General features: G+C 67.3%; 12 protein-coding genes and 1 pseudogene. 6 read left to right on the top strand and 7 right to left on the bottom strand.

Annotated elements, in window-relative coordinates:
* Positions 1–136 precede the first annotated feature (136 nt).
* On the bottom strand, positions 137–382 hold the full coding sequence (locus tag ACFVTC_RS37200; protein WP_390133350.1) for a hypothetical protein: 246 nt from the start codon (positions 380–382) through the stop codon (positions 137–139).
* Between the two features lie 567 nt (positions 383–949).
* Between ACFVTC_RS37200 and ACFVTC_RS37195 the strand changes: the two genes are divergently transcribed.
* Positions 950–1279: a transposase gene (locus tag ACFVTC_RS37195; RefSeq protein ID WP_390133348.1), complete on the top strand. Its 330-nt coding sequence runs from the start codon at positions 950–952 to the stop codon at positions 1277–1279.
* A gap of 490 nt (positions 1280–1769) precedes the next feature.
* Positions 1770–2000, top strand: coding sequence for a hypothetical protein (locus tag ACFVTC_RS37190; protein WP_390133346.1), 231 nt, complete (start codon positions 1770–1772; stop codon positions 1998–2000).
* Between the two features lie 343 nt (positions 2001–2343).
* Here the strand turns inward: ACFVTC_RS37190 and ACFVTC_RS37185 are convergent, their stop codons facing one another.
* Entirely contained in the window at positions 2344–4491 is a 2148-nt protein-coding gene (locus tag ACFVTC_RS37185) for a zinc ribbon domain-containing protein (RefSeq protein WP_390133344.1), read from the bottom strand.
* A 145-nt stretch (positions 4492–4636) separates the two neighbouring features.
* On the opposite strand from ACFVTC_RS37185, the gene ACFVTC_RS37180 reads away from it, so the two are divergent.
* The gene (locus ACFVTC_RS37180) at positions 4637–5401 is read left to right on the top strand and encodes a transposase (RefSeq protein WP_390133342.1); all 765 of its coding nucleotides are present in this window, start codon (positions 4637–4639) and stop codon (positions 5399–5401) included.
* Between the two features lie 374 nt (positions 5402–5775).
* Here the strand turns inward: ACFVTC_RS37180 and ACFVTC_RS37175 are convergent.
* Positions 5776–6583, bottom strand: a pseudogene (locus ACFVTC_RS37175) (IS5 family transposase).
* A gap of 566 nt (positions 6584–7149) precedes the next feature.
* On the opposite strand from ACFVTC_RS37175, the gene ACFVTC_RS37170 reads away from it, so the two are divergent.
* Positions 7150–7806 carry a BlaI/MecI/CopY family transcriptional regulator gene (locus ACFVTC_RS37170; RefSeq protein WP_390133340.1) on the top strand — a complete coding sequence of 219 codons (657 nt, stop codon included), beginning with the start codon at positions 7150–7152 and terminating at the stop codon, positions 7804–7806.
* A gap of 1110 nt (positions 7807–8916) precedes the next feature.
* Positions 8917–9716, top strand: a protein-coding gene (locus tag ACFVTC_RS37165; protein ID WP_390133389.1) for an IS5 family transposase whose coding sequence is annotated in 2 segments (ribosomal slippage) — positions 8917–9252 and positions 9255–9716 — 798 coding nt in all. Because the reading frame shifts where the segments join, the coding sequence is not laid out codon by codon here.
* Between the two features lie 107 nt (positions 9717–9823).
* Here ACFVTC_RS37165 and ACFVTC_RS37160 read toward each other — a convergent pair.
* From ACFVTC_RS37160 to ACFVTC_RS37145, 4 genes are all read right to left on the bottom strand, one after another.
* Positions 9824–10141: a hypothetical protein gene (locus ACFVTC_RS37160; RefSeq protein ID WP_390133338.1), complete on the bottom strand. Its 318-nt coding sequence runs from the start codon at positions 10139–10141 to the stop codon at positions 9824–9826.
* Positions 10129–10416 (bottom strand): hypothetical protein, encoded by a 288-nt coding sequence (locus ACFVTC_RS37155; protein ID WP_390133336.1) that lies wholly within the window; start codon positions 10414–10416, stop codon positions 10129–10131. The genes ACFVTC_RS37160 and ACFVTC_RS37155 overlap by 13 nt, the downstream gene beginning before the upstream one ends.
* Before the next feature lie 669 nt (positions 10417–11085).
* A complete protein-coding gene (locus tag ACFVTC_RS37150; RefSeq protein ID WP_390133334.1) occupies positions 11086–11340 on the bottom strand; it encodes a hypothetical protein in 255 nt (84 codons plus the stop codon).
* A gap of 563 nt (positions 11341–11903) precedes the next feature.
* Positions 11904–12809, bottom strand: coding sequence for a helix-turn-helix domain-containing protein (locus ACFVTC_RS37145; RefSeq protein ID WP_390133332.1), 906 nt, complete (start codon positions 12807–12809; stop codon positions 11904–11906).
* A 153-nt stretch (positions 12810–12962) separates the two neighbouring features.
* Here ACFVTC_RS37145 and ACFVTC_RS37140 point away from each other — a divergent pair, with 153 nt between their 5' ends.
* Positions 12963–13703, top strand: coding sequence for an SDR family oxidoreductase (locus ACFVTC_RS37140; RefSeq protein WP_390133330.1), 741 nt, complete (start codon positions 12963–12965; stop codon positions 13701–13703).
* Positions 13704–13706 lie beyond the last annotated feature (3 nt).

The raw sequence follows: 13706 nt of genomic DNA, 5'->3' as shown, positions 1-13706 counted from the left end.
TCGATCACGCGGGCGCCGCGAAGTGCGGGATGCCGCCACCAGCTGGCGGGGTGGGCTGCGCGCGGCGGTTTGCGGAGGAGCGTGGTCGGCTCGCGCGGGGCTGTCACCGAACCGGCACGCCCGGCAGTTGGTTCTTCTACAGCCTGGCGCCGTGGAGTTCGTTTTTCCTGGTCATAGGTGCGGATTTCTTGTCCTTGACGAAGGTGTACAGAGGCTTGCCGTCGTAGGCCCACTGCATGGTGCCGTCGTTCCGTCTGATCTGGGTCCACTTTTTCATCGGCTCGCCGTGGTGCGGTTCGGCAGAGAGCGGCGGCCACTGCATGATCTCGCCGGTGTACAGACTGCTGCCGTCGTGGTGTCTGTCAAACGTGTAGAGGGTCATCCCGTCATGGTCAAGCGATATACGCTCCCTCTCTACCGCGATGCGAAGTCGTCCTACTGTGCATGCCGTATCGAGCGGGTCGACGGATGGGCCGTGTGCGCCCCGCTTGTTGCTGAACGTCATCGTCGAAATCCTGCGGAGCAACGCGTGGGAGTTCCGGCTCGAGGGTGGCGGTGGGCACTTGGTGACGGCTATTCATCAGGGCATCTTCGGCGAACGGGTGCATACGGACACCGTTGAGGACGGATGATCGGAAGCTCTTCGACGACTCTGTCGGCGTGCCTGGGTCGCGACTACTGCAGAAGGCGCGGTGTGGTGCCGTCTAGGTGATTTGCTAGGCGGGGTCGCCTGTGCCGCCAGATGGGTGCGCGGGCCCGTCACAGAGCAGGTCGGCCCGGGGACGTGCGTCGCGTGCGGGGGAGGCCGGGTTGCTTTACGTTCCGGAACGCGAGGTGATGCGGGGATCGGCCAGCGGTGACGGAGGAGAGGTGACGGTGTGCGGAGCATTCTGCGAGCGGGCACGGCGACTTCGTTCGACCCTGCGCAGGGGTTGGGGATGATCACTCCGTGCGGCAATCGCACATCCAGCTCGGCAGGCCGATCGTGGTCGTCTGGGACAATCTCAACACCCACCTGGCCGCCGGACTGAAGCGGTACGCGGCCGACCACGACTGGCTCACCACCATCCCCCTCCCGGCATACGCACCAGACCTCAACCCCGTCGAGGCCGTCTGGTCACTCGTGCGCAGGGCCATGGCCAACGCTGCCTTCGACAACCCCGACGACCTCGACCGCGTCCTCCGCGGCGAGTTACGCAGAATCCAACGACGGCCCAACCTCATCGACGGCTGCCTCACCTCCACCGTCCTGACCCTCACGCTGCCGACCCCACCCTGAAAACCTCAGCAGTAATGTGTCTCGTTGCGGTCGCGCAACTGCTCCAGGTGCGCGCACATCGCCAAGTTGATGCGTCGGAGATCGGCCCCCTTCACACGTACTGCGCCTGCTGGCCCAACGCGCTGCTCGTAACCTGCAGTGCGACGCACACGGGTTCCGCGTTGCACGTCGTTGGGGTGTCTACTGTCCGACTTGACTGAATTAAGAATATATGCCTACGTTAGACAACGTATAAGGTGAAACATACTCCTGGTCGGCGACCGCATAGTCGCCGCTCATTCGGCGGACGGTTGTTCCGCCGTGGGGTCTGATGAACCAGGCAGCCTCGGTGGGCCTGCACACTCCTTGCGTGTGAGTCGACGGCGGCAACACCCGTTCAATCCATGGCCTTCGTATCGGGCCCTCTTCGCGGTCACATCAGCGTCACGTACACGTCACCGCGGTCACCAGCGCGAGGACCCGCCAACGCTCCCTGGAAGGGGAAAGCATCATGCGGGTAAGCAAAGTAACGATATTCAGGCTGCTCGCCAGCCTGTGCGCCACTGGGGCTCTCGCCATCGGTGGAGCAGGTATAGCCAGCGCCACCACCAGCCACAGCGCCTCGGTCGCGGCTGATTACAGCTGGGGCGGCGGCGGTCACGGCGGAGGCTGGGGCGGCGGCGGTCACGGCGGAGGCTGGGGCGGCGGCGGTCACGGCGGAGGCTGGGGCGGCGGCTACTGAGACCTGTGACAGGACGCAATTGAGGAGCCTGGAGTCGCCTGCGACTCCGGCTCCGGTCCCTGTTCGAAGTTGCAGCGCGTGTCTGTCTCGTTGTCTCGCCGGTGCCTGGTGCCGCGGCTCCGGTGCTGGTCGACCCGCGAGGAGTCCAGGCCGGCGATTCCGTACTTCCCTGTCTGGGCGGCGCTGTGCGTCATCAAGCAGACGTGGGTGGGCGTCACCGTCGTGCACTGATCGGTTGGCGAAGGCCGGGCGCCGGGCGGTGTGACACAGCAGTTCGATGCGCGGCCATGGGTCCTCTGCGTGTTCGGGGCAGAAGTGACTCGCCGGATGTGCGTCCTAAGAGTCATCCCGTAATGGGATGTCGTCCGTCCGGTTCCTGTTCGGGTGGGCCGCCGGGTGGCGGCGTGTTCCCTACTGGGTCGGCTGTTCCGACGTGGGCCTTGTGCCGCGGGGTTGCGGGTCGGGTCTCATTCGGGTTGGGCCGGTACCGGTCGGTCGTGTTTCGCCGAGCAGAGGCCTGCGGTTCCGGTGTTCCGGAAGTGCGGGCTGCCGCGTGGGTGCGGCCCCGTGTGGGGCGGGCACCGCGCTGCGGTTGACTCGACAGGGCCTCTTGCAGCCCTTTTGAGAAAAGCAGTTGTGTGGCGCGGGCCTGGACGGTGTCCAGGCCCGCAGTGCTGGGCTTGCCCGGATCGGCAAGTCGTACGTGTGCGGCGAGCCCGGCGGACATCATGTCCCGGTCGGCTGTGAGGCCGCAGGTGCCGCAGCGGTGGACGCGCGCGGAGAGCGTCTTCTTCACCTGGGCGCCGCACATGCAGGTCTGCGACAGTTTCGTCGTGAACGTCGAAGCGCGCAGGAGCTGTCCGCCGGCCTTCTCGCATTCCCGGCCGATCGCAGTGATCAGGCGGCCGGGTGTGGTGGCCTGGAGGGCTTTGCCCCAGAGCCGGTACCAGGTGCGGATGTCGCAGTCCTCGACGGTGAGCCACGCGCCGTGGACTTCGACGACCCGTTCGGCGATCCGCCGTGCACGGTGGTCTTTCGCCGCGGCTGCGGTTGCCGCGCCCTCTGCGAGGCGGGCGCGGTTGACCTGGTATCCGGCCGACAGGATGTCGCGCCGGTATGCCTGCCGTGGCACCCCGGCCTTGTTCGCCGTGCGGGCGCCGCCGGGCACCGAGTCGGTGAGTGCGGGAAGTCCTGCTGCCGTACGTCGTTCGTCCCGGGCCTGCTGCCGTTTCGACAGGCCGTACTGTGCGGGGGTGGTGGCCCGCCGGGACCGGTCGAGGGCACGCTTTCGCCCTCGTTCTTTCCGCCGGCCTTTCTCAAGCGCGTCACGTTCGGCGTCGGAGAGCTCGACACGACTGGTCCGTATGCCGCCGTCGGCGGGGTCGCACGTGCTCGGGAAGGAGACGACGGACAGGTTGCTGACGTTCCCGTCGATACCGCCGACCCGGTCCAGACCGGCCGCTGTCTCGCGGCGGGCCCGGGTGGCGGGGGATGCGTAGCCTCTGGTGAGGACCATCAGGTGTGCTTCGTACGCCCACCCGCCGGGCGCGGACGCGTCACGGCGGCGGACCAGGTCGACCTTGTGCCAGGAATCAGGGTCGTTCAGGAAGTGGAGGACACGGAGCCACCGGCCGGCGCCGGACGGTAGCCGGACCGGGAGGACGAGGTCACCGCGGCGGGAGTGCGGGCCGCCGGTGAACACGAGGGTGAGCGGGCCGGTGTGGTCCCACCACGTCGCAGCCCGCGTCTTCGGCGTGCCCTTCGGCGTGGTGTCTCCGGTCGGGACACGGCCCGCGGGCCTTTCCGGCGCGGTCAGCCGTCTCGGCTGCTCGAGGACTTTCGTCCCCGCCTCCAGTGCGGCCGCCTGCCCGGGCGTCAGGATCGCCGGGTCCAAGCCGCGGTGCTGGTAGGCGGCGAGGTGCCCGCCGAGGGTGCCGTGGAGACGGAACGTCTCCCACTTCCGCGCAGTCGTATGAGACCGGGCACGCCCCGGTATCCGCGTGTAATCCCACCACGATCCCGTCCTCGGCCGGCCGGACCTGCGGCGTGACGCGTCCGAGAACAAGTGCCGGGAGACGCCCTCCCATACCTCGTCGGCCTGATGCATCACCAACGCCTTTGTCACGTGGTGCCCGAGGTGCCGGGAGCGTTCCATGTGCCGGTACCCGCGGTGTTCCATCCCCTCCCGCGACAGACCCAGCGCAGCCCGCCACGCCTTCGCGTCCACCTCGCGGCGTACATCGCCGGCCCAGTACGCGTCGACCGCGGCACGCGCATCCCGCCGCAGAGCGCGTTTCACCGACCACATCGACGCAAACAGCTGCCCGAGCCGGACAATGTCCTCGGGCCGGTGCACGTCCAACGGCAGCCGGATGACCGCGAGTTCCGTGTCCGCCCCGCGCTTCCAGCACTCGGTCTTGTTCTTGCCGCGGAACCGGCGCGCGAGTGCAGTATCGGAGGCAGAGGGCGCCTGCTGCGGAGGTGCAGTCATGGGCCTTCCACCTCCGTTCTCGGGTGCACCGAACACGTGCAGACCTGTCCGGCGACAGACCGGATCAGCAATCGCAGGAACAGTAACCCGCCCCACTGACAACGGGCCCTGACCACAGCCCGGTTGACTGGCTACGATCACCGGCATGCACCTGCGGCTCACCCACTGCACCTCGACTGGCCTACGGGCATGGACGGGACTGACCGGACCACAGATGCACCGGGTCGTAGAACGACTCTGGGCGACGGCGCCGGACGCGGGCCGTGGCCGGCGCTGGGCGTTGCCGTTCCCCGACCGGGTCCTCCTTCTTGTTCTTGCCTACCGGACCAACCTGACGATGCAGCAGCTCGGAGCCCTCTTCGGGATCTCCGACTCGGCGGTGCACCGCACCGTCGACCGCCTCGCCGGCCCGCTCGCCGCACTCCTCGGACCGCCACCCACCGACAAGCGGGAACTGTGGCTCGTCGACGGAACCCTCATCCCCGTCCACGACAAGAAACGAACGGCAAAGTCGAAAAACTACCGGCGGAGCGTCAACGTGCAGATCGTCTGCCGGGCCCGCGACAGGCGCGTCGTCACCGTCGGCGACGCCTGGCCCGGAAACCGCAACGACATCGTCGTCTTCCGCGAAAGCGTCGGGAAATCCCTGCCAGCGCATCCCCGACTGTCCGGAGACGGCGGCTACCGCGGAGAGAACCGGATCCGCACACCCCGACGAGGGCCGGACGGCCGGACCATCAAAGACCGCAACCACCGCCGGTTCCGCAGACGCCGAGCCATCGCCGAACACGTCATCGCCCGCCTGAAAGACCACCAGATACTCCGCCACTGCCGCCGCCGTGGCGCCGGCATCGACCACGCCGCCGCAGGCGTCGCCGCACTCCACAACCTCAAACTCGACATCCGGTAATAGACGCCGCCACCCCACCCCGGCATGTCCCACACCCCATTACGGGATATCTCTTAGCTAAAATGCGCGAAGGCTAAGGGGCTGGCGTCAACTGGCTGCTGCCCCACAGTTCCAGCCCGGTTACGTAACGCTCTGGTGGGGCCGGGCTGGCCGCTTGGCGGCGCTGGCCAGGTCTACGGAACAACGAGGGAGGGGCCCGGCTGCGCCGGATCTCTCGCAGGCGCTCAAGTGCCGGGCCCGCACGCCCAATACCGCGCAGATCCCAGTCCGGCACCCGCGCCGATCAGTCCTCCGAGGTGGCCCACAGAACACACTGCGGAACATACGGACACTGGCGCGCTATCGCTGGCTGCCGTTTCAGCCAACTGATCGTTTCAGAATGAAGTTCTGAGTCTTCTCAAGCAGATGATGCTGCAAGCGAGTTGGAGTAGTCCGAGGTGGAGGTCGGCGCGTATCTCGTAGCGGATTCGGAGTCGTTTGAACTGGTGGAGCCAGGCGAAAGTTCGCTCGACGACCCAGCGGGTTTTGCCCAGGCCGGAGCCGTGGGAAGCCCCTCTGCGGGGGATCTTCGGTGTGATGCCGCGGGCCCGGATCAGTCGGCGGTACTTGTCGTAGTCGTAGCCACGGTCGGCGAACAGCCGACGTGGCCGGTTGCGAGGCCGGCCGCGAACACCGCGGATGCCGGGACTCGCGTCCAGCAAGGGCATCAACTGGGTCACGTCATGACGGTTTCCGCTGGTCAGCGAGACAGCCAGGGGCTGCCGTGCCGGTCGACGATCAGACGGTGCATGCTGCCGGGCCGGGCCCGGCCGACCGGCGAAGGTCCGGTGTGAGCCCCCCTTTGAGGGCCCTGACGTGCGAACCGTCGATCGCCGCGTCATCCATGTCCAGCAAGCCCGCCGCACGCAACTCTGCCAGCAGCACCTCGTGCAGTTGCGGCCAGACACCCGCTTCGGTCCAGTCCCGCAGACGCCGCCAGGCCGTCACACCACTGCAGCCGACCAGATCAGCCGGCACGTCCCGCCAGCTCACACTCTTGCACAGCACATAAACGATGCCCCGCAGCGCAGCCCGGTCATCCGTCGGCAACCGCCCGGGATACCGATACCGCCTCGCCGGACGAGCCGGCAGCAGCGGAGCCACACGCTCCCACAGGTCATCGGGCACAAGATCAACAGACACCCAACAGATCCTGCCGACACGACCCTCAACTGCCAAGGCGCATAACGAACTTCATTTCGAAACGATCAGTAAGCGGCGTGGGCAAGCGCCAGCCCGGGCTACACCGCCGTCCCGGAACCCTCCGCCCGCCTCAAGAGGGTCCAGATGTCGGCCGGCCCGGCCTGCTGAACGGTCCTTCAACCGCCCGTCCCTGCACGGGGCACGGACGTGGTGGGCTGCAACCTCAATGGTTCGGTGAACGTCCCTCCCCTTCGGCCCACTTCTGTGCCGAGGTGAAAGCAACCAGTTCACCCACCCGGAGCGTGGCTACAGACGCAGCTTCGCAAGTGCGGTTCCTGTGCCACACGGTTCACATCATCCAACTGCTCCCGGTGAACGGGTGGGTGAAGTATCACTCACTGCGAACATTCGCATTCACTCGTGCGTACTATCACTGAGACCGCTGCACACCACAGTAGCTTTACCCTGCCGGTGATTCAGTCACCTCAGATGAGATACCTCTCTGTCTGCAAACACGGCACCCTCCTCGGTTGCTGTGCCCGCAGACTGACAGAAAGGCTCGAGCCATGTCTGAAGTCAAGAACCTCACCACGGAACTGACGTCGCAGTACGCCGCCCAGGTCACGGGCGACCTCGAACGCAATACCAAGGAGCAGGACCGCATCGGCGGCGAGATCCAGGCGCTGCAGGAGCAGTTGGCCGGACTGCAGCATGACCACACGGTGCTGGTGAACCTGCGGCAGGCCCTGGGCGGCACGAGCCCTGTCGCCCAGGAAGCCGGCGTAAGCGTGGTTCCCGTACCTCACCAGGGCGTTGCCGCCTCGAAGTCCGGCAAGCCGAAGAAGACCGCTGCCACGAACACGAAGACCACGACGTCCAAGAAGACCGCGCCGAAGCAGCCGTCATCGAAATCGTCCCCTGCTGGAGCGTCATCCGCGAAGGCGTCCAAGCCCGCCACTGGGCCGACTCTCGTCGAGGTGATCCGCGGATACCTGAAGCAGCAGAGCGAACCGCGGTCCGCCGCCGAGATCACCACCGCGCTGGCCCAAGCCCATCCCGAGCGCACGGTGAAGGCCACGGTCGTGCGCACCACTCTCGAAGGGCTGGTCGCCAAGAACCATGCCCAGCGGCAGAAGCAGGGGTCGTCCGTCTTCTACACCGCCGTCGACGCTCAGGAGCCCGCCGCCGCGGCGAAGCCACAGCAGGAACCCGAAGCCGCCTGACCCTCCGCAGCAAAGGTTCCGCGACTCCGTCTCGCCGTATAGCTCGACATGCCACGGGGAATCGACGGTCATTCCGACTGCAGATAGACCCCTGCTGGGGGGCATCGGTCAAGACGCACCACTGAGCTTGCTGTATTTCTCTGCTGCAGTGACACGGAGCCTGCGTGTTCTCCCGGAGCGTAGTACAGACGCCCGGGCCGGCTCGTTGATCGGCCCGGGACCCCGCCCGCTCATCATCCATCCTCTTGCGCCCGGGAGCATCGCGTCGACAGCCAGCCCACCACTTGCCGTCGTGCACGCCGGCCGGGCTGCCTGCCCAAGACACAGCGCCCCATCCCAACGACGGGAGGATCCGGGTCAGCGGCAGCGGGGAGCAGGCAGCCGGGCCGAACCACGTCCCGACGCCGGGCGCGGGCCAAGGAACGCTGCGTCAGGAGAACTTACGCCGACTGACGGCGATGGGGGAGGCAGCGGCGTTCTCCTCGATCCTCCGGGACTGCGGGTGCCGGGAGGCGTCGTACTGGCCGGCAGGCTTGGCCGCGCCGGCCCAAGGGGGGAGAACGCGACGAAGCCGATGCCGAGTTCCTCCAGGACCGGGAAAAGCTGCTCGACGTCTCGCTCGAACAGGGAGTACTGCGGGTGCGCGGATCGGCCGCCGGTCGGCGGTGCCGTTCGCGAGGAGGCGCTCGGCGTCACGCGGGACGACGTAGGTCCGGTCGGCGTGCGTCCTGCGTATCGGAATGTGGTTCCTTCCCGCCCCTTGGCGGGCCGTACGCCGGTGACCTGGCCGGTGCCGTCCAAGGCCACCCGGTCACCGGTAACGCGGGTGCCTGTCCTGGCCTTGCCTAGGGCGCCGGCCGCACCTGCCGTACCGCTGTCGAACTGTGCGGCCCCGGATTCTGGGGTACCGCGCAGGGCCGAGGTAAGTGCGGCGGCGACGAGCACAGCGAGAGCGGAAGCCCCACTCGCTCGCCCCTTACGGTGATTCAAGACATGCCCTTCTCTCGTGACCTTCGGGCATGGCAGAGCAGCGCGGCGCACAGGACAAAGAAACAGAGGGGCATAAGAAGCCATCTCATTTGGTTGGGTAGGCTTCCGGTCGTGGTGGGGATTGTTGAGCGGCTGGTGCCGGATGAGTTGTGGGAGTTGTTCCAGCGTGTGGTGCCGGAGGCTCCATCGCGGCCTCAGGGCGGTGGTCGGCGTGGACACGGTGACCGCGAAGTTCTCGCCGCGATCATCTTCGTGTCGAGCTCGGGCTGCACGTGGCAGCAGTTGCCGACGGCGTCGTTCGGACCGTCAGGCGCGACGGCCCACCGCCGCTTCACCGAGTGGACGAAGGCCCGGGTATGGGCCAAACTCCACCGCCTGGTCCTCGACGAACTCGGCTCTCGTGGGGAGCTGGACTGGTCCCGTTGCGCGATCGACTCGGTGAACATGAGAGCCCTGAAAAGGGGGACCTGACGGGTCCGAATCCTGTCGATAGAGGCAAGTACGGCTCGAAGATTCACCTGATCACCGAGCGGACCGGTCTGCCCCTGTCCGTCGCGGTCTCCGGGGCGAACCTCCACGACAGTCAGGCGCTGATTCCGCTGGTGAAGGGAATACCGCCGATCCGATCACGGCGCGGACCCCGACGACGCAGACCGGCAAAGCTCCACGCCGACAAGGGATACGACTACGACCACCTGCGGCGATGGTTACGTGAACGCGGCATCGGCCACCGCATCGCCCGCAGGGGTATCGAGTCCTCGACGCGTCTGGGTCGTCACCGGTGGACCGTGGAACGCACGATGTCCTGGCTTGCCGGATGCCGGCGACTGCACCGCCGCTACGAGCGCAAAGCCGAGCATTTCCTCGCCTTCACCAGCATCGCCTGCACCCTCATCTGCTACCGCAGACTCACCAAATGAGATGACTTCTTACACCCATCTGGGCCGGTCATCAGCCCCGCTACAGCCAAAAGAAACGGTGTCTTGCGGGACAGCTCTTACTGACGAGCGACGACTGGCGCAGGACACTAGGGTGCGGCCACGCATCCCGGATCGTCGACGACGACGGCGTTCGACGGGATGACCACCGTTTCGTCGTCCTCCTGGTGCACGGACTTGGTGGTGACGTAGCCGCGCCGACCGGGGCCGATGCACTTGGTTGCGAGATTGCCGAACCCGTCCGGGAAGTTGTAGACCTCGGCCGGAGTGTCCTCGCCCGCTCGCCCGCTCACGGGTGCGTCCGCCTTGCCCCGCTTGTCCTGGTACTCCCGTGAGCATCCGGCAACCATGGCAAGGAGCAGTACCGCGAGCAGAGCGGCCATCGCCCCCCGTCTCAGCTCGCGCATGCCTTGTCCGGCACGATCTCGACATTGGACGGTCCGCTGGCGTTGGTCGTCACGTAAGCGCGGAACCCGTGGCCCACGCACTTCGTGGCCAAGTTGCCGAATCCGTCGGGCATGTTGAAGACCTCGGCGGCTGTGTTGTCCCCCATGCGCCCCCGCACGGGTGCGTCGCCCTTACCCCGCTTGTCGTTGTACTCCTTGGAGCACCCGCCCATGAGCCCTCCGACTATCAGCACGGCGACCAGCGACGCGACCGCGCGTCCCTTTCTTCTCGCCATTGACACACCTTTCACGGCAACAGATGGACGTCAGGGAGGACTGCCGGACCGCCGTCGCCGGTTCCACGCTCCGCGCCCCAGCGCGGACGTTCTCGAACAGGTCCGCCTGCTCGGCCTGCGTCGGCAGCGGGGCAGGCATTTCCGACACCGCGCCGCCCAACACCGCGGTCTGCACGCGACGTTGATCCCGCCCACCACCTCCCGCACCGGATGGCCTGTGGCCTCGATCTCTCTCCACGCGAGGGGAGGTGTCCCGCGATGAACCGGAACGGTTCCCCCGACGCTGCTGGACCCTCCCCGCGCGAGCGGAGGTGTCCCGGTCACCACGCCACCCCGATGTCCGGGAATCTTCGGTTTCATCGGCGTGAGCGCGGAGCGTGTGCTCCGCTCACGTGGCTGTGGCGCTCAGGAACTGCGTCTGGATCTGGGCGGACAGGCCGGTCATGGGCAGTTCGAAGTGGTCGACCGCCACCACCTCGGCCGCGTCGCGCGCGTACTCCACGGGCATTGGCGGTTTCCAGATGCTGCAGTTAAGGCAGAAGATTCGAGCTGGTCCAGAGATCGATGTCTCCAGGTTCAGCCCAGAGGCAGGGCATGCTGCCCCAATTTCGTTGCTCACGTGGGTCTTTGCCGCGCGAGTGCTCCGGCGGGCAGCATGATCGCGCCGGACTATCCGTGGCTGTTGTAGATGGCATGTACCAGGCCCCAGATGAAGACATACGAGGTTATGCCCAGGTAGACGGTAGCGGCCCCGGCCAGGGCACAACCTTGCTTGAACCTGGGTTCTTCGGACTTCTTGAGAAGCCAGGCGTTGTACACCACCGCGATGATTCCGAAGGCCAGGAAACCGGCGAGGAGCCACACCGTGGAGAAGGTGACGTCGTCCGGTCCTATGACTTCTTTCGCGTAGAAGCCGTGTGTCATGCCCTCTCCCGGTCAGCGGTGCCGCAGGTCGAGTGTCTTCGTGCTGTCCCCGGAGAAGGCCAGAGCGTAGCCGGACCCCACACCGGCGTACGCGTTGGGGCCGTTGCTTCCGGAGGCAGGTGCACCACCGGCGCATACGGCCGGCATGTCGGCTGCGCACACGCCGATGCTGCCCGCGTTCCGGTGGTTGGGAGTGGCCGTGTTGAAAGCCCGCACTGCCGTCAGAAACGGATCCTTCCAGCTCATCCGCCTCAGCCTCGCCGAGATTCGGCGCCTGGTCATCCGGCTCGCCAGTCGCCGGCCCACCCCGGTCGATCACATCCTGCGCTGGTCGACATGGCGCCGTCGACGCCAACACCAGGCCCGCATCAGTCACTACAAACAACGAGGCCACAGCCCCTGAAAAACTGCCCAATCCTCAGAACGAGCGCCGTTGCAGTATGTAGGACACATCGCGGCGAGGAATCGCGGTGCCGGCGGCTGAGGCCGGTCACACAGGCGGCGGACCCGCACGCCCCGAGTCTCTTGTGACCGCCTCAGCAACGGTCGGAGCGAGCAGGGCGTTACGGTCTGCGTCGGCCCCGACCGCCCTGCGATTGGTGGCAGGCGTCGACGTCGTGGTCTGTCGGCGGGTCGACGGCCGCAGCGGGCTGCTGCCCGCCGACGGGGGCGAGGGAGGTCAGCAGTTGGAGCTTCTCGGCGGCGTCGCTGTCCTGGTCCGGGTAGTAGAGCACGAGCAGCAGGTCTCCGACGGCGAGCTTCTCGCGGTTGAGGCGCAGTTCGCCCACGACCGGATGGTTGACGGTGCTGGTGTAGCCGAGCGCTTTGATGTCGTGCCGTGCCCACAGGGTGCGGAAGCGGTTGCTGGCCAGGGACAGCTCGCCGACGAGTTCGACTGAGCGCCGGTCGGTGACGCTGTCGTCCACGGAACGGCGGAACGCCGCGACGGAGTCGACGACCGCCGCCTCCCAGTCGTGTTGGAAGTGGCGTTCCTCGGGGTCGAGCAGCAGGGAGCGCAGCCGGTTCCCGCCAGGCCGCAGCCGCGGCGACAGCGCCCTCGCGAGCCGATTGGAGGCCAGGACGTCGAAGTGCCGGTCCTCGACGAACGCCGGCACGTCCACGGCCGCCAACAGATGGTGCAACCGGGCGGGCAGGCGCGGCGTGCGCTGCTTGCGGCGGGCCGGCGGGCGGGGCACGTTGAGTCCGAGCAGGTACTCGGTTTCCAGGTCGTCGAGGTGCAGGACACGGGCGATGGCCTGGAGCACCTGCGGGGAGGGGTTGTGATCCCTGCCGCGCTCCAGCCGCAGGTAGTAGTCCGCACTGATACCGGCAAGCATCGCGACCTCCTCGCGACGCAGCCCTGGGACGCGCCGGTTGGCGCCACCGGGGATGCCGGCCTGTTGCGGCGTGACCAGGTCGCGGCGGGCGTGCAGGTACTCGCCCAGCCGGTTCGCGTCGTCTTGAGGCATACCTCCCACGGTAGCCGCGGCCGACGGTCGCAGAGGGGGTCCTGGCACACCCCGGATCGGCAGGGCCTTTCTGGTTCCAAAGCATGTGAGCGAGCCTGGTTGCGGAAGAACCGGTAGTCGTTGGACGGCTACCGAACGTTACAGGAGGTTCTGGTGGAGCTCACCAATCGCACAGTGCTCATCGTCGGTGGCACCTCTGGCATCGGGCTCGAACTCGCGCACCGGTTCGCGAAGGACCGCAACACGGTCGTCGTCGGCGGGCGCCGGCCCGAGCCACGGGACGGCCTGCAGTCCGTTCGGATCGACGTCACCGACCCCGCCTCGGTCCTGCGGGCCCGCGACGAAGTGCTCGCCGCGCACCCCGACCTCGACGTCGTCGTCACGATGTCCGGAGTCCTGCTCACCGAAGACCTGCGCGAGCCCGCGCACATCACCGACGCCGAGAACATGGTCGCCACGAACCTGCTCGGTACCATCCGGGTGATCGACGCCTTCACGCCGCATCTGATCGGCCGCGGCACCGGAACGATCATCACGGTAAGCTCGGGAATCGGGTTCCTGCCCTTCCCGCTCATGGCCACCTACGGCGCCACGAAGGCCGCGGTCCACTCCTACACCGAGTCGCTGCGGGCGCACCTGGCCGGGACCGGCGTGGAGGTGGCCGAACTCGTGCCGCCGGCCGTCGCGACCCCGGCGATGGCGAAGCTCAACCCGGCGGCCGTGCCGATCGACGATTACCTCGATGAGGTGATGGAGCTGCTGGCCGTGGAGCCCACGACCCGCGAGATCATCGCCGAGGCCGCGCTGCCGCTGCGCTGGGCCGAGCGGGACGGCACCTACGCCGAGCTCCTGGAGCGCCGCTCCGCGCCGCTGAACAACCTGCCCGGCCGCTGATCG

The sequence above is a fragment of the Streptomyces sp. NPDC057950 genome (genome assembly GCF_042887295.1).
Taxonomy (GTDB): domain Bacteria; phylum Actinomycetota; class Actinomycetes; order Streptomycetales; family Streptomycetaceae; genus Streptomyces; species Streptomyces kaempferi.
Note: the sequence above shows the minus strand (reverse complement) of the source record. Positions and strands in the feature narration are given on the sequence as shown.

Excerpts from the sequence above, each read along its gene's own strand:
- ACFVTC_RS37160 (WP_390133338.1), bottom strand. The coding sequence starts at position 10,141 with ATGCGCGAGCTGAGACGGGGGGCGATGGCCGCTCTGCTCGCGGTACTG.
- ACFVTC_RS37200 (WP_390133350.1), bottom strand. The coding sequence starts at position 382 with ATGACCCTCTACACGTTTGACAGACACCACGACGGCAGCAGTCTGTAC.
- ACFVTC_RS37150 (WP_390133334.1), bottom strand. The coding sequence starts at position 11,340 with ATGACACACGGCTTCTACGCGAAAGAAGTCATAGGACCGGACGACGTC.
- ACFVTC_RS37170 (WP_390133340.1), top strand. The coding sequence starts at position 7,150 with ATGTCTGAAGTCAAGAACCTCACCACGGAACTGACGTCGCAGTACGCC.
- ACFVTC_RS37190 (WP_390133346.1), top strand. The coding sequence starts at position 1,770 with ATGCGGGTAAGCAAAGTAACGATATTCAGGCTGCTCGCCAGCCTGTGC.
- ACFVTC_RS37145 (WP_390133332.1), bottom strand. The coding sequence starts at position 12,809 with ATGCCTCAAGACGACGCGAACCGGCTGGGCGAGTACCTGCACGCCCGC.
- ACFVTC_RS37155 (WP_390133336.1), bottom strand. The coding sequence starts at position 10,416 with ATGGCGAGAAGAAAGGGACGCGCGGTCGCGTCGCTGGTCGCCGTGCTG.
- ACFVTC_RS37185 (WP_390133344.1), bottom strand. The coding sequence starts at position 4,491 with ATGACTGCACCTCCGCAGCAGGCGCCCTCTGCCTCCGATACTGCACTC.
- ACFVTC_RS37180 (WP_390133342.1), top strand. The coding sequence starts at position 4,637 with ATGCACCTGCGGCTCACCCACTGCACCTCGACTGGCCTACGGGCATGG.